The following is a 25,192-nucleotide window of genomic DNA, read 5'->3' as shown; positions in this document are numbered from 1 at the left end:
TCTTTTTAAGTTTTAGTGTTGACCTCAACCAAGCTTGAGGTTTTAGCATGCTCAACATTGCACATAAAACAGAAAAAGAAGGGATCTTTCATGTCCAAAATTGCGATTATTTATTTCTCTAAAACCGACGTTACTGGTCAGCTTGCTCAAGCGATTGCCGCAGGCGTTGAACAACAAGGCATTAAGCAGCAAGGTGAATGTGAAATCCTCGCTCACCGAATTGAAGGCAGTGAGATTATTGAGGGACGTTTTGTGAATCCTAACCTAATGGATGAGCTTGCTGAGTGTGATGCGATTATCTTTGGCTCACCGACCTATATGGGCGGTGTAGCAGCGCAGTTTAAAGCATTTGCCGATGCAAGCAGTGAATCTTGGTATTACCAAAAATGGGCGGGCAAAATCGCGGCTGGCTTTACCAGTGGTGGAGCAATGAATGGCGACCAATCTTGCACATTACAATATCTACAAACGCTCGCTAACCAACACGGCATGATGTGGGTCGGGTTGGATAAGATCAGCAATTCTGGGGAGCAAAACCTGAATCGTTATGGTGTACAAGGTGGTGAAGGTGGTCAGTTGCATGCTTCTGATGTTGCAACGGCGGAGTATCTTGGCAAACGAGTCGCAATGCTAGTGGACAAGCTCTCCGCTCGCTAACAATAAACAGAAGCCCCGTAAGACACATCTTCGGGGCTTCTGTTTATCGCTTGTTTTGAGCGCTACTTCTTGATGTAGAGATCTTTCGAGTAGATGCGCCCTTCTACGTTATTCTTTGCAAAGCCACCCACGGTTGGACGAACCAAACGTGCTTGCATGTAGTAATAGATTGGCGCGATAGGCATATCTGTCGCCAGCAACTGTTCAGCTTGATCGTAAAATCCTTGGCGCGCTTTCTCATTAGTTGCAGCCAATGCACTGTTCATCGCGTTGTCGTACGCTGCATTGCTGTAACGTGCAAAGTTACCCGAAGAACCTGAGCGAAGTAAGCTCAGGAAAGTAGACGCTTCATTGTAATCACCGCACCAGGAAGCACGCATCACATCGAAATTGCCTTGTTTACGCGCCACTAAGTACGACTTCCACTCTTGGTTTTCTAACTCCACGTTTGCACCGAGATTTTTTTGTAGCATCGACGCTATCGCAACCGCGATCGATTTGTTTGCCTCACTGGTGTTGTACAGCAATTTAAAATCGAGCGGCTTGTCTTTGCTGTAACCCGCTTCTTTTAACAACTGACGCGCTTTCTCGTCACGTTGTTGTTGACTCCAGTTACTGTATTCTGGCGGCGTTGCATCAAACCCTGCGGTGTACTGATGCGCAAAAGTATAAGCAGGAAGGTTGCCCACTTGCGTGACACCATTCGTAATCACATCACGCATGATGGAGTACGACACCGCTTGACGCACTCGCGCATCATCAAATGGCGGACGAGTGGTATTGAACGCGTAGTAATACGTGCACAGTAATGGCACCACCGTGTAAGCCTGCTTGTAATCTTGTTTAAGCTTCTGCGCCATATGAGTCGGCACATCTGACGTGATATCCAGCTCTCCTGCCGCATAACGATTGATCGACGCATTTTGGTTTTCAAACGGAATGTAAGTCACTCTGTTTAGATGCGTATCTGCGCTGTACCAGTAACTTGGACTCTTAACCAGTTCAATGCGCTCATTCACGACCCACTTATCCAATGTGAATGCACCGTTGCTAACAAATTGGTCTGGATCGCTCCACGGCTTGTCGCGGTTTTCCACTGTCGCTTGATGCACTGGCATCATGGACGTGTGCCCAGTCATGGCAACAAAGTACGGCACTTGACTGTCCAACTCAAAACGTAGGGTGTATTTATCCACCGCCTTGATACCGAGCTCGTCCAAAGGCTTTTTGCCCTCTGCTACATCGGCGATGTTTTTAATCTTGGTGAGTTTGAGATACCAAACATTTGGAGAAGCGATTTTCGGATCTACCGCTCGGCGCAGTGAATAGACAAAATCATCCGCCGTCACAGGCTCGCCATTCGACCATTTCGCGTCTTTGCGCAAGTGAAAAGTAAAGGTTTGGTTGTCGTTGGTTTCCCATGATTCTGCCACACCGGGAATGATGTTTCCGTCACGATCTTGAATCACAAGCCCTTCAAATAAGTCACGAATCACATGCATTTCTGGCAGACCTTCGGCTTTCGCTGGGTCAAGCGTCGCTGCCTCTGCGTCATTCGCACGTACTAAATGCTGTTCTGCGGCGAGTTGAACGCCGTTAGGTAAGGTCTCCGCAACGACAGATGCAGAAAGAAAAGGTGTGAATAAAGAGGAAATCAGCAACGCCGTTGAATGTTTTTTAAAATCCATATCGTTTTTCGTTCTCCTAACGCGTCTTGTGAAGCAAGCGCCACAATTAACATTTCAACCGTTGACGAGTTTAAACGGTTCGGTTTAGCTAGGTTTAATTAGCTTAGATATTGATATTACTTCATCAATCAGGAGATTACGGTGAGTCTAATTCCAAGAACGGAAAGAGCGACATTTTTAATTCGGCCAACAACATACGGTCATTCCGTGCTTGGTGCGCCATTACTGTATTTTCCGGCGCAAGTCGAAAGTGCTTCGCGAGGTTTGATTTTGGCAGGCACTCACGGGGATGAGACAGCCTCGATTACAGGTTTGTCCTGTGCGCTAAGAAGCTTGCCAGCTAAAAACTTACGACATGATGTGATTCTGTCACTGAATCCGGACGGCAACCAGCTAGGCACACGCGCAAATGCAAACCAAGTGGATCTCAATCGCGCGTTTCCAACCCAAAATTGGACTGAGCATGGCACCGTGTATCGATGGAGCTCTCACACACCCATTCGAGACGTAAAGGTGAAAACAGGCTCTAAAAACCAGCTAGAGCCAGAAGTTGGCGCATTAATTAACTTGATTGAACTACGTAGGCCAAAGTTTGTGGTGTCATTTCATGAACCGCTTGCGTTTGTGGATGATCCCAAACATTCCAACCTTGCCAAATGGCTCGGCGAGCAGTTTCAACTGCCAATCGTTGACGATGTCGACTACGAAACACCCGGCTCATTCGGCACTTGGTGTAGTGAACGTGATTTACCTTGCATCACGTTGGAGTTACCGGCAATTTCTGCCGATCTCACCATTGAAAAGCATCTCCCCGCCTTTATTGCTTTACTGATGCACGATCCGGATCTTTAGTTCGCTGTTGGTTAAGCGATCATGTGAGGATCTGTTTGATGTCGGTACTGATATCGCTGATCAACTGACGGGCACTGTCGTCTCTTTGCTGAACCAAGATGATAAACAGCAAATCGGTGATCACGTTTTGCGCGGTGCGTGAAGCAATGGATGAGCTGCGATGTTCCGTTTCATTGGCAATCGTATCAAACGTAATATCGGCAATACCGCGCAAGCGGCTTCTCCCAGGAGCAGATAACGCAATCACCTTCGCGCCCTGCTCTTTTGCCGCTTCTGCCGCGACGAGAATTTCTTTGCGCTCACCCGAAAACGAGATTGCGATCTGAACATCTTCTGGAGAGAGCGTGCGGGCAACAGCAATCTGCACGTGGCTGTCTTGTTCAGAAAGCGCCGTAATACCAAGTTTAAGCAGTTTAAAGCTTAAATCCTTCGCGGTCAGTGCAGAGCCCCCAATCCCGACCACTTGCACTCGACGCGCTTCACTCAACCATTTCACCGCTTGGTGACACGCTTCGTAAGACAGCGTATTGGTGGTTTGAAACATAGCATCGGTTTTCGCTTTCACCAGTTTCTGTGAAATAACCGCAATGGGGTCGTCAGCCAAAATATCACTGTGCAGCGGTGTCGACTGCATCGCATGCTTACGGCCAATCTCTTCATTCAGAGCTAATTTAAACTCGCTGTAACCTTTAAAGCCGATACGCTGAGTAAATTTCACAATGCTCGATTGACTCACTTTTACTTGCGCCGCAAGTTCTTGGCTGGTGAGCAGCGCCGCCTTTTCTGCGTTTTCAACAATCCAATCGCCGACCAAACGACCACTTTGCGAAAGCTGAGTACGCCTCGCGACTATCTTATTGATAACTGACACAACAAAAACCTCAAAAATTTTAAATAAATTATTCCAAAACAAAAATAATTGGAGTTTGATTTAACTCCATGATTATTCTAACCAAGCCAGTTTATACCGGATGTAATGGACGTATATTTTCTCTCATTATTCCAAATTTCGCCTGCACAAAGAATAACCTCAAGTGTGATTTTTATCACCAAAACAGAATATTTTATTCCATAGAATCGCCCTCAGATTGAACATTACGAAGAGTGTAAAACATGAAAATTGATTTAAGCCGATTGGTGACAGAAAGCCGTAATCCAGCCAGTGCCGAGATTGATACGCTTTCGACCATCGAGATGCTGCAAGTCATTAATGAAGAGGATCAAAAAGTCCCGCTCGCGGTAAAAGCGGTGCTACCACAAATTGCAGAGACAGTTGATGCAATTACCCAAGCTTTTGCAAATGGTGGCCGTTTAATTTACATGGGAGCTGGCACATCAGGCCGCTTAGGAATTCTTGATGCGAGCGAGTGTCCTCCTACCTACGGAACGCATCCAGATATGGTAATTGGCTTAATTGCTGGTGGACATCAGGCGATTTTGAAAGCGGTAGAAAACGCAGAAGACAACGCGAAAATGGGTCAAGACGACTTAAAAGCACTTCACCTCACCAAGAATGACGTGGTTGTAGGCATCGCTGCAAGTGGCCGTACACCTTATGTGCTAGGTGGTTTGGAGTACGCTAAATCCATCGGAGCCACGACCGCATCTATCGCTTGTAATCCAGAATGTACCATGGCAGAAGCGGCCGACATCGCGATTCTGCCGATTGTTGGCGCAGAGGTCGTTACTGGCTCTTCTCGCATGAAAGCCGGCACCGCACAAAAACTGGTGTTAAACATGCTCACGACAGGTGCAATGATTCGTAGCGGTAAGGTATTTGGCAACTTAATGGTGGATGTAGAGGCCACCAACGCTAAGCTCATCCAACGCCAAACCAACATTGTTGTAGAAGCAACTGGCGCCTCAAAAGAAGAAGCAGAGCGAGCATTAAATGCCTGCGATCGCCACTGTAAAACCGCCATCTTAATGATTTTGGCCAATTTGGATGCCGAACAAGCCAAATCACGCCTCGCCGCGCACAACGGTTTTATTCGCGCAGCACTAAATAATAACTAAATAATCCGAGTTCTGAAGGATAGACCCTATGGCAAAAATAACTTCAAACACAGTATCGCAGTTGCTGTCCGCAGTGGGTGGCAGTAGCAACGTAAGCAAATGTGGTAACTGTATGACGCGTTTGCGTTTATCGCTCGCCAACAATGGCTTGGCTGATCAATCAGTTATCAAGCAAATTCCCGGCGTAATGGGTGTGGTGGAAAGCGATGAGCAATTTCAGATCATTCTCGGTCCCGGAAAAGCTCAACAAGCGGCTGAGATGATGAATCAATTGATCGACAGCTTAACTTCTGGTGACAGTGAAGAACCAGATATGCCGCAACAAGATCTTTTTGCCGTCGCGGCCGAGCAGAAAAAACAGATGAAGAGTAAGCAAACCAGTGCGGTTCAGCGTTTCTTAAGCAAGTTTGCCACCATCTTTACGCCGTTGATCCCTGGCTTTATTGCCGCTGGTTTGTTGCTAGGTTTTGCGACGTTATTGGAACAGATGTTTGTTCTCGACCAGACACCAAGCCAGTTTATGTTGGATTTGATCGCCTACATGAAAGTCTTTGGTAAGGGTCTGTTTGCTTTCCTAAGTATTCTGATTGGTTACAACGCGCAGCAAGCGTTTGGCGGCTCTGGTGTTAATGGTGCCATTCTCGCCTCTTTGTTTGTGCTGGGTTACAACCCAGAGGCTACATCCGGCATTTATTCTGGCATGAACGAGTTTTTCGGCTTTGCGATTGATCCGCGCGGCAACATTATTGGCGTACTTTTGGCGGCGATCATCGGTGCGCAAGTCGAGCGTAAGGTTCGTCAATACATGCCAGATGATCTGGACATGATCTTAACGTCCGTTATCACTCTGTTGATCATGGGTGCGGTAACCTTCTTGATCATCATGCCAATCGGCGGCGAGCTGTTTAAAGGGATGTCTTGGTTGTTCCTCAACTTGAACGATAACCCATTAGGCGCTGCAATCTTGGCAGGTTTGTTCTTAATTTCTGTGGTATTTGGCATCCACCAGGGTTTTGTTCCAGTGTACTTCGCATTGATGGAAGCACAAGGCTTTAACTCGCTATTCCCTATCCTAGCGATGGCTGGTGGCGGTCAGGTTGGCGCGTCAATGGCTCTGTATTTCAAAGCCAAAAAAGACGCTCTACTGCGCACTCAAGTTAAAGGCGCTATTATTCCGGGTCTTCTAGGCATTGGCGAACCATTGATTTACGGCGTGACATTACCACGCGTAAAACCATTTGTTACCGCTTGTATTGGTGGTGCTGCGGGCGGCTTCTTTATCGGTTTAGTTTCTTACCTTGGCTTACCAGTTGGTCTTAATACGGTGTTTGGCCCGTCCGGTATCGTGGCGATTCCTCTCATGACATCTGAAAATGGCATCTTCCCGGGCATGATGGTGTTTGTTGCTGGCCTGCTTATCTCTTACATCGTCGGCTTCCTCGCGACTTACTTCTTTGGCTGCAAAGACGTCGATTTAAGCTAAATCATTCTTCCCCTATAGGAATGGACTAGCTCGCGCCCTTGGGAAACAAGGGCGCACCCTCTCTACTTCACGACAATTTTTCTTATTCCGTTACTCGGAAGGGGCTTTGTCGTACCTAAAACAATAGAAATGAAAGATCGTTAATCATGAAAAAGCACATTTTGACTCTACTTATCCCAACATTGATGGCATCAAACGCAATGGCAGCGCAGCTGTATCAAGCGGAAGATGGGTCAGTTTTAAATATTTATTCTCGTCTTGGTTTCAATGTCACCAGTAAAAATGATGAGCACGGCGATGCAAATGGCGAGTTTGATGGCCGTATTGGTTTAAACGGTTCACAAACCATCAACGAGTACGCGTCGATCATCGGCCAAGCGCAATACCAAGTGGGTGCCGCTGAATACGCAAACCAAGTAAACGACAAACCGTCTCTGACCGCACGTTATGTATGGGCGGGTATTGATGCGAAAGATTATGGTCGCATTACTGGTGGTCGTGTGGCATCTGGATTGATTATGTTTACCGACATTGGTGATGTGTTCGCCTCTTCCGATGTTTCTATGGCGCGCCAAGCGAATAAAGTCGACAAAACCGCGACGCAAGTTTTCCGTCAAGATGGCACGCTGCAATACCAAAACAGCCTAGGTAATTTCGATTTTTCTGTCGCGTACATTTTAGGAAACAACACTTCTGAACTCGACTACGGTTACAACACTGCACTGCGTTATACGCTAGATATGGGGAATTTGGGTACCTTGGCACCAGTGGTGGCGATGCAGAAAAATAAAGGTGATGCACGTGAAAGCAACGACACCGATTACACATTCTGGGGCGCAGGTACGCGTTACTACCTAGGTGATTTGATGTTGGGTGCGTTGTACTCGGAAGATGAACTAGAGGGCTATTACTCACAAACCAGTACCGACAAAGTGATGGAACTGACGGCGGTTTACAGTGTAAATGACAAATGGGCACTGCGTGCTGGTTATCGTTCTTTAGAAAACAGTGATGGTGACGAGCTAGAGCTGAAAGATACAACGCTAGAAGTGCAATACAAACTGACGCCTCGTTCTTCTATCTACACAAACTACGTTGATCGTAACGGCTCGCGTGGCTACAGCAATGGACAAGAAGTCTCGTTTGGCGGTGCACACGCAGACGAAAGCTACTACCACTTAGGTCTGCGTTACGAGCTGTAAGCACGATATTTAATGTAAGTTAGCTGAATCCATGAGCTTCTTCTATGTCCGGTCAGTAGTTATTGCCTTTAATGCTGATTTGAAGAAGCTCACCCTCGTAATATGTTTTCTTCGTTACCTGTTTTGACCAACACGCCTGCATCAGGAAAACTGGTGACAGTAGCTAACAATTTTCCATCGACAAAGTGCAATGCCGCATAATCGTGAATGCCATAACAAGTGATGCTCGGTTGAGAACGAGCAAAGGCTTGGAAAACCTCAAACTTCTCACCAATATGGGAAAAATGCGCCGCAGCCAAACCGTCAATTAATCCAAGACAACGCATAACTTGGTATGCTTCGGGATCACTGTCTGTCACCGCAAACTCAAACCAACAAATTGCACCAGCGCTCATGCCACAAATGATGATGCCTTGTTCATAACACTGCTTGAGTATTCTATCGATTCCCCATTCGCGCCAAATGGCCAACATCGAACGCGTATTACCGCCACCGACGTAAATGATGCCTTGTTCAAATAGCGTTTCTTTCCAACCAGCATCAAACTTAAACAGCGGAAAATGGGTTACGTTTTCACTAAGCTTCGCATTGTAAAAACGTTCAATCACTTCATCGGCGTCTCCCGTGGCTGTCGGTAGAAAACAAATGTTTGGATTCTCCTTACCAGACAAAGACAAAATGTATTGATCGAGCGGGCTCGGATTCTCTCCCATCATCCAGCCACCACCACCAATCGCAATACAGTGTTTTCGCATTCCTTTGCTTCCTCAATTGTTGCTAAGTTTGTTGTCGCTATTCGCCGACAGAATATATGTTCCTAAAGTGATCAATGAACGCTCGCGTTCTTCTTGGTAAGTGCTCACGTTTTGGGTAAAGCAGATAAAGCGGCAAAATCGCATCCGTTTGCCATTCTGGCAGCAAACTCACGAGTTGTTCTTTTTGTGCAGGGTCGAGTTTAGCCAGTGCAAATTCATCTAACATGGCAACACCACAACCAGCCAAAGTAGCATCCAACATGGACCGGACAAGATTAAAACTCAGCGTACTTTCTAACCCAATACTGCACTGCTGCTGAGTTTGCTTATGCGTAAACGTCCATTTATCTAACACCAAGTCGCGACTTTTATAAAGGATGTGCTCTAAGTCACCAAGATTCTCTGGCGTACTTACATTTGGTTTATCAGCTAAATACGAGCGATGAGCGATTGGTTTACAGTGTAAAGTGCGTAGCTGATGGCCGACGTATCCCTCTGGGGGAGTATCGGTAAAGTAGAATGCGATATCAAACCCAGCCTCAATCAAGTCGAGAGGTGTCTCTGTGAAGATCACTTCGACGCTCACTTGTGGATGTTGCAATCGAAACTCGATCAATGTTTGGCTGAGTAACGCGGCTCCAAAAGAAGCAGACGCCGCTATTCTCAATTTTCCCGATACGATCTCGTTTGCCATGACTTGTTCATTAATCTGCTCAGCGCCTTCGAGCAGTTGCTTTACCTGCTGATAAAACCGCAAACCATCGTAGGTCAAATTAAACTGGCGCGTAGTTCGCTGAATAAGCTGCACCGACAATATCTCTTCAAGCTGTTTAAGTTGCCGACTTACATGCGCATTCGAACAATTCAGGCGCTTTGCCGCGCCAGCAATACTTCGCTCTTCGCACAAAGCGACGTAAAGTGGTACGTAGCTGAGCCATTTTATTTCCATACAGTAATTCTGAATCTCTAAAATCAAACTACTGGAAATAATAGAAAGCATCTAAACTCTGTACAACCTAAATTTGAAAGGATGAGTTATGAGTGTTTTCGACACGTGGTTAAAAGGTCAAGTCATTAAAGATCACATAACAAATCCCAATATCATCGTTGGCGATTACAGCTATTACTCGGGCTTCTATCATCAAAAAAGCTTCGAAGAGCAAGCGGTACGCTACTTGTTGGGTGACCCCGTCACACTTCAAGAATGGCAAAGTAGAGAACCCGATAGCATCGACAAATTAATCATTGGCAAGTTTTGTTCCATCGCTTCTGGAACCACCTTCATGATGGCAGGCAACCAAGGTCATCGCATTGACTGGATTTCGACATTCCCCTTCTCTCCTGAAGAATTTGGAGAAGGCGTACAAGACGGTTTCGAGCGTGCCGGAGATACAGTGGTGGGGAATGATGTTTGGATTGGCAGTGAGGCGATGATCATGCCTGGAGTAAACATCGGCGATGGAGCCGTCATAGGAGCACGCGCCGTAGTGACGAAAGACGTGCAACCTTATTCGGTGGTGGTTGGAAACAACCAAGTCGTACGTCAACGATTTAGCGATAAAGAGATTGAAACTCTACTCAATATCCAATGGTGGAACTGGCCAATAGAACACATTAAACAAGCAATGAAAGTAATGTGTAGCAGCCAAGTTGGTGCGCTTGCGGACTACTATCAAGAGCACATTGTCGATTTGTAGATAAACAAAAGCCCACACATCTTGTTGCGACGTGTGGGCTCAGTGAGTAAGAAAGCTTAAACCGCAGCGACGTCCTCTTCTTCCAAGTTCGCCGAGACTTTAATTTCGTATTGATTGAAACGGAACGAACAACCGCCATGAGTGCGCTTTGTCGTTACTTGTTCGTCGCCAAACTGCACCGTCACGCGAGTGAAGACACGCTCTTTGGCTTCGACAATATTTTCTTCTAACGCGACTTCAAAGTCATGTTCCGTTTGTTCTAGCTTTTGCTTTATCGCTTCAAGCTGCTCGTTGTTTTGTGTTTTCATCACATCAATCTGAGCTTGTTCTTCGTCGGTACGTTCGGCTTTAGGACGTTTCTTAAATTCGAGCTCTTTGCGAATCACATCCATCGTGCCTTCTTGAGCACGTTTGTATCGATCTTTGAGCTCTGCTAATCGCTCCTTAAATGCAGAATATCGCGCGAACGCTTCTACCTTAGTGGCGGTGTCGCCTTCTACGCCCAATTGTAAACACACCACTTTGTCACCGACTTTTGCATCCCCGCCGCTGAGCGTGCCGTTCCTACCGTTCGCATCCAGCACGGTCAGATTGCGCCCACAAACAATATCGTTATTCATGCTGTGCACCGCCAATTCAATATCTTCGCCAGCTTGCAAATCACAATATTGGGCGTAGCTTGCGCGAATCGAACCTTTGGCTTTGACGTGACAACTTTTTGGCTGGCCATCACTCACGGTGTGGCCAATGATACCTTTACCAACTTGAATGTCGTCTTGCGCTTGTACGTCAGCCGATTCAATGAAGCCGCCTACAGTAATAGAGCCCGTCGCTTTAACAATCATGCCGGATTCAATGTTGCCACCGATAATCACATTCCCTTTGAATTTCACGTGGCCTGTATTCACACCAACGCTATTGAGGCAAAGTGCGTTATCAACTTCAATGGTTTTGTCTTTAATCAGAGGCGTACCGGATACCGATGCAATCAATAGGTTTGGGTCGTGCTTGCTTATCTCGGTGCCCTTGCCTGGCTTCATTGGGCTGTCTTTTCCAGCTTGTGGAGGAATCACTCGCCCTTGAACAGTAAAACCTGGCGTACCTTTGGTCGCAGGCGTGCGGCGCATCACCTCATCGCCTACGTCAACCGCGATAGTTTCACCGAGGTTACGTAAATCAATTTTGTCGCTAGCAGATTGGCCGTCTTTGGGTTTGAGGATGCGTTTGGTGATGTCTTTAACGAGAGGAGTAAAAAGAGCGTCTTTGCCTTTGATAGGTTGCTTACCAACCGCTACAGGTTGAGAAAAAGTTTCGCCGGGTTTGAGCTGAGTGCTGACAACCAACACTTTCTTCAAAGCCAGTTTGTTGATGCCTTTCGAAACTCGCGCTTGAGCAAGGGCTTGAACAATCTCGGGGCCACGTAAACCTCGGCCTCCGTACGCGCCGACAACGTTCATACTGGCGAGCATGTCATTATTCGATAATTCAACCTCAACTTGCGCGTTGCGTTTTTCCGCAATGACGATGCCTTCGTAGGCCTCGGCTTTACGTTCTTTGGCGCAGTTAATGAATCTCACGACTTCCCCCTCAACAACAAACATCTTTTCAGCGTTCATTGCGACGAACTGCTCGTTTAATTCATTTTGATTTAGCTCACCACCGAGGTCCACTTCTCCCGGAAGACGGGCTATCACCTTGGTCTTATCTTCAGATAACTCAAGACACAGCTTCCACATACCCTTACCACTTTGCTTCCCATCAACACTTTCAGTCTACCCAAATCCGTTTTCTGAACAAACCTCGCATTTCTTATTATAGGGCTCACGTCACTAAAGAAAGTAATCCATTAATAACGGTTAAACAGATATTAGGAGAGCATTTCGATTTAACCTAAAGCTCAATCAAAATACACACAGAAATAAAAAGGAGCTGGATTTACAGTGTAAAATCAGCTCCTTTTTATTTCATTTACAGTGTAAATTTCCCTTTATTGTTTACAGTGTAAATCGTTCCAAATGTGTCTAACTTCGTCCCTTAACTGCTGCTCAACTTGCCTTCTTCCAGGTAAACCAAATTGCTGAGCACATTCAGTCCAACTACGGTTAAGAAAAAGCTTACTGATCATCAAGTCGGAAGCGGAGTTCAAACCTAAGTTAAGTAACCACTGCTGAAGCCAAGCAGACACGGACTCATAACTGTTACCACCATCAGCATAGCATTCAATTAGTAATAACTTAGCGGGATGAAGTGGACTCATTCCCAAAGGTTGCGGTAATAGAGCTCGAAAAATTGAGGCTTCTAATTTTGGATAGACGTCAGCCACATTGTTAGACAACATTTCTTCAAATAGCGCCTGAGATTCATCGACCCAAGCCGTCTGTTTGGAATCACAAGCTTTGACCATCAAGACTGAATAACAACCGCTAGCAGCATCGCGCATTGACCCTAAGCGAATTGCACGGAAGTTCGATTGTCGCCAGAAATAGACCAACTCTTCCGTCGCACCGAAACTCGTGGATAAGTAAGCAATGTGTTTAGCCGCCATTTGATCAAGTTGCTGCAGCATTTTTTGACCGGTGCCTCTTCCTTGCAATTCCGGATGAACAGCAATTCTCATGACTCGCAGCGTCGATAGATTCGCGACATTCGGAAATCCTAGGTGGTTTGCAATCGTAACTGGGGCTAAGTGTCCTTTAGGACGACGCTTACCAAGCTGAATTTCTTCAACCAATTCAGCGTCAAGCCCACCCTCTTCGACCGCTAATATTACCCCCACAACCACATTATCTTGCTTAGCAAAATAGAGCTGATTGTTGTCGTCTTGCAAAAGGTGAATCAAATCATTCGGCGAGGTCTGATAATGAGCATTAACCAAAAGAGCAAAGCCCTCGCGCAGCAAACTAGGCTGCGATATCAAATCGTCCTTATCGGCTTTAGAAAGGGAAATTGAGTCGACCTGGTTAAGTTGATGGTGCGTTAACTCCGCATCCAACAAAAACGCGTCATAGAGCCATGATTCGAGCGCATCATTCATGCTCCAGCGGATGGGCTGTGTCATGTGCCATGTTTTCATCCCCGAACGCTGTTTCTGAAGCCAATCAACAAATTTAATCGTAAAGCCCCGGCCACAACCTTCATAACCGTGAATAGTCGTAGAAAAAACGAGTCGATGATAATGTTCGGTAATGCTTTTGAGCATAGGAACTGGAATTGCAGCCGCTTCATCGACAAGTAACAAATCACATTCAGGTCGGCTCGATAGAAGTTCGTCAGGAGCAATGAATTGAATGGCTCCCTGCCCTGATTCTAATCTGTCCTTCCTAATACGCTGCGCATTAGGAAGTAACCGCAAAGCATGTTGGTAAACAGGCTCAACAGCTTTTATAGATGGTGCCGTAATTAAGATTCTAAGTGGCTTCTGCTGTAATAAGTTCGCACACGCAATGCCGAGGGCACTTGTTTTTCCACGCCCACGATCAGCAGTCAAAATTAATGGTCGCTTTCGATGTCCTGTCACCACCTTTTCAATTAGAGAAATGGCATGTTCTTGTTCCGTGTAGTGGCTTTCTTTTTCTGCTTGCTTGATGTCTGGAGCCGTTGGCAATGGTTTGTCTTGCTCGATAACAACGAGCTTCTCCCATTGTTTGTGCATCCATTGCTGAGCAAAATTCGTAGGTTGTCGCGGCTCAGTAATGATAATAAGAAGGCCACCGCCAACCAATGAGCCAAGCGCGGCGGTAAAACTATTTGCGTCAAAGCCATTTCGAGCATCAAACAATAGAACGTCACACTCTCTGCCTAACAACATGTGCCCTTGTTTAGGCGAAACACTGTATGCGTTTTCCAAACCAAAATCGCCGACACAAAACCAACGTTGATACATCTGTGTTTTATGGAACTCTGACACCAATGCATCTTGCCAAGAAGACTCGCCTTGAATGACGATGCCGAATCTTTGGAAAGATTGGTGAGCTTGTTGTTGAAGTGATGAAAGGAAATCAGATTGTGTCTGCATTTTGTCTATCCAACGTTGAACTGAAGCAATGGTATCACATCTTTAATTTGACGCTTCTCAGATATAAAAAAACCGCCCGGAGGCGGTTGATTCAATCATCTTTTGTTATTGCAGCTTGTTTTGCACAAAGGCTAGAATCTCTTCCATCAGGCTGTCGTCAACTTTCTTCAAGTTCAACGCCAGACTGCTACCTTTTCGGCTGTAGCTTGCTCGACCTTTTACTAAGTCGACTTTTTCGGTCTTCTTGCCAGGTTTTGCTGGTGCAAGCTCAGCAATCCAGTTTTCGATGCTTTCCGTGACTTCTTTTGTCAGACGAGCAACGCCTTGAGCTGTGCTTCGCTGCCATAAAAAGCCTTCGCTAGAGCGACACTTATCTAACAGCTCTTGCTGCTGCTCTGGCGTCAACGTTGAAAACTGTTTGTGCAGTTTCACGATAGTTGGACGACCAAGATCGCCAACATTGGGATACGCTTGAAGCAGTTCTAACGGCAATGCCGCCGCTTTTAAAGCGCCACTTACTAACGCTTCACTGCACTGGAACATTTTCGCCAATGCTTTCTGATCTTCAGCTTCACCACTATCTAGTTTAGCCTGCATCTCTTTACCTTTTTCGTACAAAGAGAGCGGCTTGTGAGCATTTGCCACATCAGATAAAAACTTAGCATGGTCAGTATTGATGTTGTCAGCAACATAAACCAAAAAATCTTGCTCCGCGAGGATACAAGACATGCGACGACGGCTACCATCTAAAACTTCAATCTTGCCATCTTTAGTTCTACGACCCACCGCTGGATATTGTTGGCCACGCTCTTTGAGTGTGACTAAAACATCAGATAAAGCATGTTCGTTTAAGAACGATTGCTCACGAGCGTTATCAACAAACACCGTTGTTTCTGTCGCGACTTTCTCTGCAGGAATACGAACAAGTTCAAACTGAACAATGTTTTCACCTGCGACAGCTAGCTCAATCGTTTGAGCTTTTTCTTTTGCCGCGGTTTGCGCCTCTTGTGGAGTCACAACACGACGTTTATTCGTTTTGCCAAATAATTTCGCGTTTAATTCAGACGTTTTCAAAGCCATTTACTTATTACCCCTGATTCAATGACGGCCAATTAGAATGCAGCACACGCTCTAATTCCAGTGCGCTTTTATGAACAGCATCTTGTGCGGTGGCTAGCGTCTTCTTACCGCCTTCAAAATCGCTTACTGTCAGATCAAATACTGTGCTGTAGGTATCGGCACAGGTTTCAAACGCACGGCTACGAGGGATAGTAGCCATCATAACTTGGTCACCTAGAAGATAGTTCATTTCAGTTAAAACAGAAACTTGCTTCTTATTGTCGTCCTCAAACATGGTTGGCATCAAGCGAACAAACTCAAGACCATTCCAGTCTTCCGGAAACATTTCATATACCGTAGGCAAATGCTGGAAGAAGTTTACTGTTGAAGCCCAGTCCAGACGCTTAGCCGCACAAGGGATTAACAACGCATTTGATGCATACATCGCATTCCATACTAGTGGGTCAACATGTGGGCCGGTATCAATCATGATGATATCGAAGTCATCAGCAATTTTATCAATCAGTTGCTCTTTTAGCAGACGAACGATATCGAGTGATGGATCTTCAGATAGCGTTTGCCATGCTTCAGCATTAAACATTGCGTCTTCTGGAAACGCTGAAATCGACTTTAAGTTCGGGTATTGCGTTGGCAGCAATACGTTTTTACGCAAAAATTCACTGTCAATTTCTACACCATCAGGCACGTTACCCAACATAATGTCTACAGCAGAATAGATATTGTCATGCTCTGCCATGCTGATTTGTGGGTTGAGGAATAAACGTAGCGAGCCTTGTGGGTCTAAGTCGATTAAACAAATACGGTAGCGTTTATCCAAATTTAGCGCTAAACATGCCGCTAAATGGACCGCTGTCATTGATTTACCTGTACCACCCTTCTGGTTCTGCACGTTAATAATCCAAGGTTTGTTACCTGAATTCTTCTTACGCTCATGAAATTTAGGCACTTCAGCCGCATCCATAAGCATATGTGCTTCTTCTAACGTAATTGAATAATGATTCGCGTTATTTTTAGTAAATTGATGGCCAGCCGCTTCCATCTTACCAATCGCGTCATCGAGCTTACGACGAGTTAAACCTGAACGGGTTTCCATCATCGCCTTAGACATTGGTGGGAAATAGTTATCGCTTCGCTCTTCTAAAACAATTTCAATACGGTCAGCTTGAACCTGCTGAGTCAGCTCCGCCAACTCAAGAAGGTTTTCAATCGTTTTTTCTCTTTTCATGCCAAATTCCGTTGGAAGGATTTATGCTTGCAATTGTACAGCAGTAAAGACCAAAAACAACAAAAAGGTGCACGAACATTTTGAATAACCATCACATAAAAAAACACTCAAATCGACGCTTTTATGATTTATGGTAAAAAACATAACTATTTTTAATTAAATAATCTTCGAATAAATGGACACCTTAAACTTAAAAATAAAAGTGTTACAGCGTCACCCATTTACAATGTAAATCAATTTTCTACCGGAACGATTATATTCTTAAGCTAAATTACGGATTATGTTAGGCCAACCTAATTTAAACAAAAAATAGAAATCAATCTTTCAACATGAACGCTAATAACAACCTTGATCATGTATCCGAGCCAAAAAGGGCAGTTCAAGTGATGTTCCTATGGAAGTATGATCAAGGTATGCTTATGATCATGCTTCCATGATAAAACACAAATACGAAAGCATGATCATGGAAAAATAGAGTAGACGAGGGTGTAAACACGCGGATTAAATAAGATCCATCAATCGGAAATATGATCAAGCTATAGAATCTCTCGGAAGCATGAGTTTTTGTCTCTAATTTACGGTTGAATGCAGTCAGAATGGGGGATGGAGAAGAAATTAGTGCATAGAGAAGCCGGAACAATGAAATTGTTCAAGTTACTATGATAAATCTTACTCTCATGATCATGCTTCCTAAGAATAGTCCGAAACTAGGTTTTACTGCGGAATAAGAGCTACTTGGATGCATTTTCATCACATGAGTAATTTATCATCAATATTGTCTCCAGAACGATAGCTATCTCAGCTCTTGATCATCGATCCGAGTATCAATAACATCGACAATGCTCAATAAAATTCTCATTAAGATCATTATTAAACACAGCATCTGTGGATAACCTGTAAAAACATCATGATCATCGTTTCATGACTCTTTTGATCATCTTTTCATAAATTTAATGATCATGCTTACGAGCAAATGTGATCATGCTTTCAGGCTATTGTTGATCATAGTTTCAGAATTAACATGATCATAGTTCCGACATGCATGAAAATAATCACTTTATAGAACATGTACTTAGCGGCAAAACGATAGCCAGATCATTAGATCATATAATCAATTAAGATCAGATTAATCAAAAAGATCAGTTATTTAAAAAACAATCTTTTTTCTTTATTTATGATCTGTTTTTCTTTATTCTTCGGAACCATAGCACAACTACGGCTAGTGTGATCTGGATCTAAAATGACGGCTGATGAAAAAATTCTGATTAAAGCACCTAGAAGCCATAAGGATGGCCATCTTTTTGAGGTACATGAATCCTCTGCAGATTGGGTAGAGCAGTACCAACATTTCAAAGGGGTGACCAAAAGCATCTTAGAGTTGCTTAATCTGATCTCATTGCGAGGTTTCAGCAGCAAAGATGGATTGGTTTCAACCACAGAGATTGTGGAAGCGACGGACGGACAACTCACTCGTGCAGCTCTGCAACAACGCTTACGTGCAGCAGTAAACATTGGTTTGTTTACTCAAACTCCAGTGCGGTTTGAAGAAGGACTTGCTGGTAAGACGATGTTACATAAGTTTGTTAATCCTAATCAGCTTATTTCAGTGTTGGGTGCAACAAGTCTTGTTACAGACAAAGTACGCCAAAACGAAAAGCAAAAACGTTCAAAAGCATTGGCTCAAACCCAAGTCAACAAGCGTTTGTTGAATGAACATGGGTTGAATACCCCTCCAACGATGAAAGATGAAGCCGATCAATTTGTCGTGTCTCCAACGAATTGGGCTGGGATCATTGACCAAGCACTTGCACCACCAAGAACTCGAAAAAGTTATCAGAAATCCATGGTGTCGATCTCTGGTACCAAAGCGGTTATTGAAACGCGATCATCCAAAAATATCATGACTGTGGATGATCTGATGACCTTGTTTGCTCTGTTCACGTTGACCGTGCAATACCATGATCATCACAAAGATCAGTATCAACTCGACGCAGCACACGTGCCAAACAAGACGCCGTTATACATTACTGATATTTTGTCGCTTCGAGGCAAAAAAGACAGTGGTCCAGCACGTGATTCTATTCGCGACAGCATTGATCGTATTGAGTTTACCGATTTCCAGCTGCATGAACTCACTGGTCGTTGGCTAAGTGAAAACATGCCAGAAGGATTCAAAAGTGATCGTTTTCGTTTTCTTGCTCGAACCATCACTGCATCTGAAGAAGCGCCTGTAGAGGGAAGCGATGGTGAAATTCGTATCAAACCAAACTTGTACATTTTGGTTTGGGAGCCTTCGTTTTATGAAGAACTATTAACGCGTGATTATTTCTTCTTGTTCCCACCAGAGATCTTGAAGCAACATACTTTGGTATTCCAACTGTATTCTTTCTTCCGTAGCCGCATGGTGCGTCGTCATACTGACTGCATGCTGCTGAGTGAATTAAACCAGAAGCTGGCACGTAACATCGAATGGCGACGATTCTCGATGGACTTGATCCGAGAGCTGAAGCGTTTATCGGATGGTAAGGGAACGGATGAGCTGTTTGTCGTGAATTTGTGGGGTTATCACCTGACGATCGAAACTATGATCGAGAATGACAAAGTGATGGACTACCAGATCGATATTAAATGCGATGTGGAAGAAGTCTTACGTTATTCACGTGCGCGAACAACCAACGCAGGAAAGCGTAACATGGCGCCTACGCTGCCAAACCCACTTCGTAATGAGATGGTTACCCGACAACAGCTTGAAGAGCTCTCAGGCATCATAGACGGCGAATTTGAGCCTATCCAACGCAAAGCGCCATCTCCAAGAGGGAATTTAGGCCGCCGCGTGAAGCAAAGAAAACACCTGGTAGAGATCAATGCAGACGAGATCACCATTACTTTATCTAAATATACCTCACCAGAGGCTCTAGAACGCAGTATAACGGCTTTATCTGCGATGACAGGGCACTCATATGCCTCAATCAAAGAAGAGTGTTCTGATTACATAGAGAAGCTTGATTGGCTAAGGGTAGGGGATGAGCCAATTCCTTATGAGACATTAAGCAAAACCGTCGAGCTGTTTAACACTCAAAATGATATTAAGCATCTTACCATTGAGCGCTTGATTGCTGGATTAGCGGTACGTCGGAAGGTGTGCCGTCAAATCTTCGATGGCCACATGGATGAAATGGTGTTCCGCGCTCTGGATGAAATGGCGATTTAAAAGCGTTGCTTGATGTGTATCAAGCAATAGGCGTGGCGTATTGATTTGAAATGTAACAATGTCTTTCGATGATAAAAAACAGACTTAACTCTAACAAATCACTGACATTAGGAGCCAAGCCTGAGACTACTATTTATCACGAATAGACAACCTTTTGTCCTTTCTGATGATTAATAGATTGGCTCATATTGTTACATTCATTCTGAATAGACTTCGCGAGTTTCTCCTCAGGAAACTCGCTTTTTTTTACCTCAAATTCCTCAAAGTAAGCCTTGATCATTTTTCCAGATTAATGAGATAAACCTTGATCATGCTTCTTGGCTTCATTCCAGTGTAAAGAACGCATCAAAGCAACATGCGACTCGATCAAATTATGTGCCTGCTGTTGCCACTCATTTTGATCGCATTGCTGATTACAAAACTCTAACGCTAAAACGGTAAGGTGCTGAAGTCGCTTTAAACACCAATCTTTGATCAAAATATCGGTCGATACCTGACATGCCGCTTGCTCAAGCTTTGCGCTCGTGTAAAGCAAGGTTTGATACGCTTTTTGAGGATCTTGGTACCTAGCATGTTGAAACACACGTAAACAACCGTCTAGCCAGCAAGCAATCGCTTTGCTTTGAACTTCGTTCAGTTCTGGGCCAAACACGCCGTCGGGCGCTTGATATAAGATCGTTTCCAGGTTTTCAACTTGATCATGCTTCCGATGTTCATACCACATGGCGATCTGATCTTGCCAAGTCCTCAATTCCATTACGCAGCCTCAGTCCATTGTTTTACATAGTGATTGGGTCCTATTTGATCAAATTCGTCGACAATGATGCTGCTACGACTACGAATTTCATCGGCATCTATCGAATAGTTTGGCTCACTTTTCACTAAGTTACCAAAAGGAAGATCTGGATCGGGAACGGCTGAAATCAATAGTTTGGTGTACGGGTGCTGCGGATTCTTCAGTATTGAGTGTGTATCACCCCATTCAACGATTTGCCCTTTGTACATCACAGCTGTTTCTTCCGCGATGTAGTGTGCGGTCGCCAAATCATGAGTAATGTACAAAAAGCCGATTCCTAGCTCTTGCTTCATGCGCTGCATTAGATTCAGTACCCCGAGGCGAATGGAGACATCCAGCATCGATGTTGGCTCATCCGCAAGAATGATTTGCGAACCGACGGCGAGAGCACGTGCTAAGTTTACTCGCTGACGTTGTCCACCACTAAGCTCGTGAGGAAACTTATTTAATGTCTCTTCAGGTAGTTCCACCAGCTTTAAAAGCGCTTCCAAGCGGGCAGGAATGTCACGCTCGCTTTTGATTTGCTTATGAATCTTTAAAGGGCGTGTGAGATGATGGCGAATGGTATGAGTTGGATTGAGTGAACCAAACGGATCTTGAAACACCATTTGTACTTTACTGCGATACTCTTGGAGCGCTGAGCGTGACGTAATCTCATTGATATTAGTGCCATTGAAAAGGATCTCGCCTTCTGTTGCCGGATAGACTTTAGTGATCAAGCGAGCACACGTACTTTTACCGCAGCCTGATTCTCCAACCAAAGCCAGCGTTTTTCCTGCATACAGATCAAAGCTCACGCCTTGGAGCGCACGGAAGGTTTCCTCTTTCGCTAAACCACCGCCTACTCTGAACTCTTTAATCACGTTTTTCATTTGGATGATAGGCTGATTCATGATTACGCTCCTGGTTGCTCTGGTTGTTTGTGGACGTCGTGGATGTTTGGGAAAGAAGCCCATAGCTTTTGTGTGTAGGGATGTTGAGGATTATTGCGAACTTCGTATGCCTGATTGACTTCGACGATTTCTCCATGCCGCATGATGGCAATGCGATCACACAATTGGCTCATCAGCGCCAAGTCGTGCGTAATAAAGAGTACTGAGAAGCCAAATTCATCTCTAAGCTGATAGATTTGCTGTAAAATCTCCCTTTGTACCACCACATCTAAAGCGGTTGTGGGCTCATCCATAATGATCAGCTTAGGGTTCAAAGACAAAGCAATAGCAATCACCAAGCGCTGACGCATTCCACCTGAAAATTGGTGAGGGTATTCCGTTAACCGTTCTCGTGGAATATTGACTAAGTCCAATAGTTTTTCTGCTCGATCTTTCGCTTGAGCGTTGGTGAGTCCTTGGTGATGACGCAATACATCTGCGAATTGCTCTTGGATCGTTAAGACAGGGTTGAGTGAGTTCATCGCGCTTTGAAACACCATGGCGATTTCACTCCACCTCAGAGCGGTTAGCTCGGAATCTGAGAGGCTAAGAATGTCTTTGCCATCAAACAATATTTTACCGCCAGAAATGAACGCTGGTGGCTTATGGAGACGGTTGATCGAGAATGCGATCGTGCTTTTGCCACATCCCGATTCACCAGCAAGCCCAAATACTTCCCCTTTGCCGATATCGAAGCTGACGGATTTTACCGCATTGAAATCACCATTATCGGTGATGTAATCGACGCATAAATCTCGGATCTGTATGACCGGATTATTGTGGTATGCATGATTTAAGTTAATACCATCCATATAAACACCTTAACAATGTAAAAGATAATTATTATCATTATCAGGTGCGGTGGTTTTTAGAAAGTGGCAAGCGGTGAATCAGTGAAGTGACTCGAAAGTTAGGCGAAATAAAAAGTGGTATCCGGCGTTGTTAATGAAGTCAAGGAAGACGAGAATTGAGAGCTGGATCAGCACACTTTTCTTAGGGGGAATTATTCAAATCTAATCGTAAATTTGCCCCTTGGCAAAACTTAAATGATGGATCTATTAAGGAGTTAACGAAAGGGCGGGAGGGGTCACATTTCCCTACAGTTTTTCTTACCACCTCGTTCCTGTTTTGCTATAGATTACGCATCGAAAACATGGTGTGTTCGGAGGAAATATGTCCATTAATTCTATCGACCATGACGAGATGACCAACATCGCTCACAAATGGGAATTACCTGATGAAGAAGCCGTTGTGAAGCCTGAGAAAACAGTGAAATCAGCAGAAGCCAGAAGACGCATTGAAGCGCTACGTGAAATCCGTGAAAGTGGATTGACCATTGAAGAAGCAAGGGAGCTTGGCTTGATACACTGATTGCTCTAGTTTGGTATAGCAATCCATAGGGTAGTCGTCGGGCTGCCCTTTTTATTTTTCGCTCCATTTTAGCCATAGCGTCTCACTACAACATCTCACATCTCTTTATTTTTCTTATCCAAACGTTCTAATTCACCTCTCTTTCACCTAAAAAGTTCTAGATCCAAACTCATTTTCATCTGTGTAGAAGTTTGACAATCTTACCTAGCGTTACTAAAAGATATATCAATAGCGATATGCTTTTTGTTGATTATCGCGACCACAAAGCAAGGAGCGCGAGTATGGTTGACCAAATCCTTTTTTATGAGCCCGATGAGCCCCACGGTTTTCTTTCCAATTTTTGCCATGCCCCAGTCAATATATCCTCCCAAACTTGGCCCACCAGCGAACATTATTATCAAGCCCAAAAGTTCCTCGATGCGCAGTTACAAAGCAAAATTCAACACGCGAGCACTCCCGATGAAGCATTCGCCTTAAGCCGAAAATACGAACATTTCGTCAGAAGTGACTGGGAGGATATGAAGTTGGCCGTTATGGCTTTCATCGTTAGAGAAAAGTTTCTGCAAAATCCACCTTTAGCGCAGCAGTTAATGAGAACGGGTAACGCTTGTCTCACAGAGCATTCTCACAAAGATGCCTTTTGGGGTGATGGGGGAGACGGTAAAGGAGAAAATCATTTAGGAGAAATTCTGATGAACGTTCGGGCTGAGCTGAGACATGTCGAGCCCTACAATCTCGTGAAGTTCATCGATAAAGCCAAATTGCCGACCCAATGGGGCACATTTATGATGTATGGCTTCGTTGAAACTGCCACGAACAAAGAGCATCTTGCCCTCGTGTATGGAGAGCCTGAAAGCAGCGCTGCACCGCTTATTCGGTTGCATTCGGAGTGCCTTACTGGCGATGCCTTGTTTAGTACGCGTTGCGACTGTGGTTTTCAGCTCAACAGGGCGCTACAAAATATTGTCGAAGAGGGATGTGGTGTACTGCTTTATTTGCGTCAAGAAGGACGTGGTATTGGCTTGATTAATAAAATTCGAGCTTATCACCTCCAGGACGATGGCGCTGATACTGTAGAAGCCAATGAACGTTTGGGCTTTGCTGCCGATATGCGTGATTACGCATTCTGTAAAGGGATGTTAGAGCATTTGGGCATTGATGCGGTGCGACTAATGACGAACAACCCACGTAAGCTGGCTGCGTTAAAAGCGGTTGATATCAACGTCATTGAGCGTGTGCCCTTGCAAGAAGGTAATAATCCGAGCAATCAACACTACTTGCAAACTAAGGCGAGTAAATTAGGGCACATGTTTGATCCTAAGTTTGTCAATCACACCAAGTAAAGCATCATCTATGTCTCAATAGATGAAAACGCCAACGATAGAATCGTTGGCGTTTTCATTCGTTAGGCCATTTATTGATATCTTTGAATGATCTCATCAATTTCGCCCGATGTTTTTAACTCAGCCAAACGTGTATTGATGTAGTCCTGAGTTTCTGGCTGCATTTGGGGCGAAAAGGCCAAATAGATCGAGTAGTCGGGGATAACTGAACTGAAAGGTTGGATCTGAAAATCCTCAAGTGGCAAATTGAGGCGTTTTAAGTTGTACATAACGCGCGATTCCATTTCGACGAAGGCTGTATCTCCTGGTGTTCGGGTTACTACTCGATATGCAGCCTCATAATCTTTCACTCGCATTTCATTCACACTACCATCCTCAAAGAATGGGATTAAATTCGGATAATCAAAACCGAGTAGCAATACGATAGATCGGCCATGCATGGTGTCCATATTCTTGAACTCTAACGGTTTCTCACTACTAGAGACCAATACATGTTTTACAGTGTAAATGGGCTCTTCAGACAAGTTTTCTGATTGCACCTTGCCCCAATTTGGGCTGCCGTAAGTTAGCCAGTTTGGTTCCCCACCTTCTTCTAATATGGAGATCATTCGTTTAAACGGATAAGTATGATAATTCACCTGATAATCCGATTCAGCGAAAATGGCACTGACGATGTCAGTCACAATCCCGGAATGCATTTGCCCCTGTTGTTCTATTTGAAATGGCCTTGCTTGGTCGGCGATAACGTAATAGTTCACTTCAGCGGCAGTAGCATAAGTTCCTATCGCAATAAAACTAAAAGCCAATCTAAGTAGAAGTCTTTTCATCGTATCCTCGATTATTATTTGCGCGTGGCTATATTTAGAGTA

General features: G+C 44.7%; 21 protein-coding genes. 9 read left to right on the top strand and 12 right to left on the bottom strand.

Translation table 11 applies throughout. The features are described 5' to 3' along the window. Positions 1 to 90 precede the first annotated feature (90 nt). Complete coding sequence (locus ACHFJ9_RS05185; protein WP_395354082.1) at positions 91 to 657, top strand: flavodoxin family protein; 567 nt, start codon at positions 91 to 93, stop codon at positions 655 to 657. Between the two features lie 62 nt (positions 658 to 719). On the opposite strand, the gene ACHFJ9_RS05180 is transcribed toward ACHFJ9_RS05185, so the two are convergent. Then, a complete protein-coding gene (locus ACHFJ9_RS05180; protein ID WP_395354080.1) occupies positions 720 to 2,345 on the bottom strand; it encodes an ABC transporter substrate-binding protein in 1,626 nt (541 codons plus the stop codon). A 141-nt stretch (positions 2,346 to 2,486) separates the two neighbouring features. Between ACHFJ9_RS05180 and mpaA the strand changes: the two genes are divergently transcribed. After that, a complete protein-coding gene (gene mpaA / locus ACHFJ9_RS05175; protein ID WP_020841598.1) occupies positions 2,487 to 3,197 on the top strand; it encodes a murein tripeptide amidase MpaA in 711 nt (236 codons plus the stop codon). Positions 3,198 to 3,216: 19 nt separating this feature from the next. Here the strand turns inward: mpaA and ACHFJ9_RS05170 are convergent, their stop codons facing one another. After that, a complete protein-coding gene (locus ACHFJ9_RS05170) occupies positions 3,217 to 4,068 on the bottom strand; it encodes a MurR/RpiR family transcriptional regulator (RefSeq protein ID WP_033907250.1) in 852 nt (283 codons plus the stop codon). A gap of 242 nt (positions 4,069 to 4,310) precedes the next feature. Between ACHFJ9_RS05170 and murQ the strand changes: the two genes are divergently transcribed. The 3 genes from murQ (at position 4,311) to ACHFJ9_RS05155 (ending at position 7,898) form a co-directional block, all read left to right on the top strand. After that, positions 4,311 to 5,213: an N-acetylmuramic acid 6-phosphate etherase gene (gene murQ / locus ACHFJ9_RS05165; protein ID WP_395354077.1), complete on the top strand. Its 903-nt coding sequence runs from the start codon at positions 4,311 to 4,313 to the stop codon at positions 5,211 to 5,213. A 28-nt stretch (positions 5,214 to 5,241) separates the two neighbouring features. Continuing rightward, positions 5,242 to 6,696, top strand: coding sequence for a PTS N-acetylmuramic acid transporter subunit IIBC (murP, locus tag ACHFJ9_RS05160; RefSeq protein ID WP_140075990.1), 1,455 nt, complete (start codon positions 5,242 to 5,244; stop codon positions 6,694 to 6,696). 146 nt (positions 6,697 to 6,842) lie between these two features. Beyond that, positions 6,843 to 7,898, top strand: a complete 1,056-nt coding sequence (locus tag ACHFJ9_RS05155) for a porin (RefSeq protein ID WP_237311470.1) — start codon at positions 6,843 to 6,845, stop codon at positions 7,896 to 7,898. A gap of 89 nt (positions 7,899 to 7,987) precedes the next feature. Here ACHFJ9_RS05155 and ACHFJ9_RS05150 read toward each other — a convergent pair whose 3' ends face one another. Together ACHFJ9_RS05150 and ACHFJ9_RS05145 are read right to left on the bottom strand one after the other, a co-directional pair. Continuing rightward, positions 7,988 to 8,653 carry a Type 1 glutamine amidotransferase-like domain-containing protein gene (locus tag ACHFJ9_RS05150; RefSeq protein ID WP_395354074.1) on the bottom strand — a complete coding sequence of 222 codons (666 nt, stop codon included), beginning with the start codon at positions 8,651 to 8,653 and terminating at the stop codon, positions 7,988 to 7,990. Between the two features lie 37 nt (positions 8,654 to 8,690). Then, the gene (locus ACHFJ9_RS05145) at positions 8,691 to 9,602 is read right to left on the bottom strand and encodes a LysR family transcriptional regulator (RefSeq protein WP_395354072.1); all 912 of its coding nucleotides are present in this window, start codon (positions 9,600 to 9,602) and stop codon (positions 8,691 to 8,693) included. A gap of 88 nt (positions 9,603 to 9,690) precedes the next feature. Here ACHFJ9_RS05145 and catC point away from each other — a divergent pair, with 88 nt between their 5' ends. Continuing rightward, positions 9,691 to 10,350: a type C chloramphenicol O-acetyltransferase gene (gene catC, locus ACHFJ9_RS05140; protein ID WP_053808182.1), complete on the top strand. Its 660-nt coding sequence runs from the start codon at positions 9,691 to 9,693 to the stop codon at positions 10,348 to 10,350. A gap of 56 nt (positions 10,351 to 10,406) precedes the next feature. Here the strand turns inward: catC and ACHFJ9_RS05135 are convergent, their stop codons facing one another. The 4 genes from ACHFJ9_RS05135 to ACHFJ9_RS05120 all read right to left on the bottom strand — a co-directional run bounded on the left by ACHFJ9_RS05135 (position 10,407) and on the right by ACHFJ9_RS05120 (position 16,670). After that, the gene (locus tag ACHFJ9_RS05135) at positions 10,407 to 12,086 is read right to left on the bottom strand and encodes a DUF342 domain-containing protein (RefSeq protein WP_395354069.1); all 1,680 of its coding nucleotides are present in this window, start codon (positions 12,084 to 12,086) and stop codon (positions 10,407 to 10,409) included. Between the two features lie 251 nt (positions 12,087 to 12,337). Then, entirely contained in the window at positions 12,338 to 14,365 is a 2,028-nt protein-coding gene (locus tag ACHFJ9_RS05130) for a tRNA(Met) cytidine acetyltransferase TmcA (protein ID WP_395354067.1), read from the bottom strand. Between the two features lie 105 nt (positions 14,366 to 14,470). Further along, the gene (locus ACHFJ9_RS05125) at positions 14,471 to 15,445 is read right to left on the bottom strand and encodes a ParB/RepB/Spo0J family partition protein (protein WP_006740903.1); all 975 of its coding nucleotides are present in this window, start codon (positions 15,443 to 15,445) and stop codon (positions 14,471 to 14,473) included. 7 nt (positions 15,446 to 15,452) lie between these two features. Further along, positions 15,453 to 16,670: an AAA family ATPase gene (locus ACHFJ9_RS05120; protein WP_005374503.1), complete on the bottom strand. Its 1,218-nt coding sequence runs from the start codon at positions 16,668 to 16,670 to the stop codon at positions 15,453 to 15,455. Between the two features lie 1,240 nt (positions 16,671 to 17,910). Between ACHFJ9_RS05120 and ACHFJ9_RS05115 the strand changes: the two genes are divergently transcribed. Further along, positions 17,911 to 19,881, top strand: coding sequence for a replication initiator protein RctB domain-containing protein (locus ACHFJ9_RS05115; RefSeq protein WP_005392102.1), 1,971 nt, complete (start codon positions 17,911 to 17,913; stop codon positions 19,879 to 19,881). 289 nt (positions 19,882 to 20,170) lie between these two features. Here the strand turns inward: ACHFJ9_RS05115 and ACHFJ9_RS05110 are convergent, their stop codons facing one another. Genes ACHFJ9_RS05110 through ACHFJ9_RS05100 form a run of 3 tightly spaced genes read right to left on the bottom strand, consistent with a single transcriptional unit; the run spans position 20,171 to position 22,421 of the window. Continuing rightward, positions 20,171 to 20,638, bottom strand: coding sequence for a transcriptional regulator (locus tag ACHFJ9_RS05110; RefSeq protein WP_269043440.1), 468 nt, complete (start codon positions 20,636 to 20,638; stop codon positions 20,171 to 20,173). After that, positions 20,638 to 21,570 carry an ATP-binding cassette domain-containing protein gene (locus ACHFJ9_RS05105; protein WP_065645233.1) on the bottom strand — a complete coding sequence of 311 codons (933 nt, stop codon included), beginning with the start codon at positions 21,568 to 21,570 and terminating at the stop codon, positions 20,638 to 20,640. The genes ACHFJ9_RS05110 and ACHFJ9_RS05105 overlap by 1 nt, the downstream gene beginning before the upstream one ends. A gap of 2 nt (positions 21,571 to 21,572) precedes the next feature. Beyond that, the gene (locus tag ACHFJ9_RS05100; RefSeq protein WP_065645234.1) at positions 21,573 to 22,421 is read right to left on the bottom strand and encodes an ABC transporter ATP-binding protein; all 849 of its coding nucleotides are present in this window, start codon (positions 22,419 to 22,421) and stop codon (positions 21,573 to 21,575) included. A 361-nt stretch (positions 22,422 to 22,782) separates the two neighbouring features. On the opposite strand from ACHFJ9_RS05100, the gene ACHFJ9_RS05095 reads away from it, so the two are divergent. After that, a complete protein-coding gene (locus tag ACHFJ9_RS05095) occupies positions 22,783 to 22,980 on the top strand; it encodes a PA3496 family putative envelope integrity protein (protein WP_005392088.1) in 198 nt (65 codons plus the stop codon). A gap of 281 nt (positions 22,981 to 23,261) precedes the next feature. Then, positions 23,262 to 24,323 (top strand): GTP cyclohydrolase II, encoded by a 1,062-nt coding sequence (gene ribA / locus ACHFJ9_RS05090; RefSeq protein ID WP_005392085.1) that lies wholly within the window; start codon positions 23,262 to 23,264, stop codon positions 24,321 to 24,323. 71 nt (positions 24,324 to 24,394) lie between these two features. Here the strand turns inward: ribA and ACHFJ9_RS05085 are convergent, their stop codons facing one another. Beyond that, complete coding sequence (locus tag ACHFJ9_RS05085) at positions 24,395 to 25,150, bottom strand: substrate-binding periplasmic protein (protein WP_258626413.1); 756 nt, start codon at positions 25,148 to 25,150, stop codon at positions 24,395 to 24,397. Between the last annotated feature and the right edge of the window lie 42 nt (positions 25,151 to 25,192).

The organism is Vibrio sp. D3 (genome assembly GCF_043995865.1).
In the GTDB taxonomy this organism is placed as follows: domain Bacteria; phylum Pseudomonadota; class Gammaproteobacteria; order Enterobacterales; family Vibrionaceae; genus Vibrio; species Vibrio diabolicus.
The sequence above is the reverse complement of the archived record's forward strand: the minus strand, read 5'-3'. Positions and strand labels throughout refer to the sequence as shown.

What these genes read in the sequence shown, in the direction of transcription:
- ACHFJ9_RS05180 (WP_395354080.1), bottom strand. Translation starts at nt 2,345, where the DNA reads ATGGATTTTAAAAAACATTCAACGGCGTTGCTGATTTCCTCTTTATTC.
- ACHFJ9_RS05130 (WP_395354067.1), bottom strand. Translation starts at nt 14,365, where the DNA reads ATGCAGACACAATCTGATTTCCTTTCATCACTTCAACAACAAGCTCAC.
- murP (WP_140075990.1), top strand. Translation starts at nt 5,242, where the DNA reads ATGGCAAAAATAACTTCAAACACAGTATCGCAGTTGCTGTCCGCAGTG.
- ACHFJ9_RS05150 (WP_395354074.1), bottom strand. Translation starts at nt 8,653, where the DNA reads ATGCGAAAACACTGTATTGCGATTGGTGGTGGTGGCTGGATGATGGGA.
- ACHFJ9_RS05135 (WP_395354069.1), bottom strand. Translation starts at nt 12,086, where the DNA reads ATGTGGAAGCTGTGTCTTGAGTTATCTGAAGATAAGACCAAGGTGATA.
- murQ (WP_395354077.1), top strand. Translation starts at nt 4,311, where the DNA reads ATGAAAATTGATTTAAGCCGATTGGTGACAGAAAGCCGTAATCCAGCC.
- ACHFJ9_RS05095 (WP_005392088.1), top strand. Translation starts at nt 22,783, where the DNA reads ATGTCCATTAATTCTATCGACCATGACGAGATGACCAACATCGCTCAC.
- ACHFJ9_RS05155 (WP_237311470.1), top strand. Translation starts at nt 6,843, where the DNA reads ATGAAAAAGCACATTTTGACTCTACTTATCCCAACATTGATGGCATCA.
- ACHFJ9_RS05125 (WP_006740903.1), bottom strand. Translation starts at nt 15,445, where the DNA reads ATGGCTTTGAAAACGTCTGAATTAAACGCGAAATTATTTGGCAAAACG.
- ACHFJ9_RS05185 (WP_395354082.1), top strand. Translation starts at nt 91, where the DNA reads ATGTCCAAAATTGCGATTATTTATTTCTCTAAAACCGACGTTACTGGT.
- ACHFJ9_RS05100 (WP_065645234.1), bottom strand. Translation starts at nt 22,421, where the DNA reads ATGGATGGTATTAACTTAAATCATGCATACCACAATAATCCGGTCATA.
- ACHFJ9_RS05110 (WP_269043440.1), bottom strand. Translation starts at nt 20,638, where the DNA reads ATGGAATTGAGGACTTGGCAAGATCAGATCGCCATGTGGTATGAACAT.
- ACHFJ9_RS05085 (WP_258626413.1), bottom strand. Translation starts at nt 25,150, where the DNA reads ATGAAAAGACTTCTACTTAGATTGGCTTTTAGTTTTATTGCGATAGGA.
- ACHFJ9_RS05120 (WP_005374503.1), bottom strand. Translation starts at nt 16,670, where the DNA reads ATGAAAAGAGAAAAAACGATTGAAAACCTTCTTGAGTTGGCGGAGCTG.
- ACHFJ9_RS05145 (WP_395354072.1), bottom strand. Translation starts at nt 9,602, where the DNA reads ATGGAAATAAAATGGCTCAGCTACGTACCACTTTACGTCGCTTTGTGC.
- catC (WP_053808182.1), top strand. Translation starts at nt 9,691, where the DNA reads ATGAGTGTTTTCGACACGTGGTTAAAAGGTCAAGTCATTAAAGATCAC.
- ACHFJ9_RS05105 (WP_065645233.1), bottom strand. Translation starts at nt 21,570, where the DNA reads ATGAATCAGCCTATCATCCAAATGAAAAACGTGATTAAAGAGTTCAGA.
- ribA (WP_005392085.1), top strand. Translation starts at nt 23,262, where the DNA reads ATGGTTGACCAAATCCTTTTTTATGAGCCCGATGAGCCCCACGGTTTT.
- ACHFJ9_RS05115 (WP_005392102.1), top strand. Translation starts at nt 17,911, where the DNA reads ATGACGGCTGATGAAAAAATTCTGATTAAAGCACCTAGAAGCCATAAG.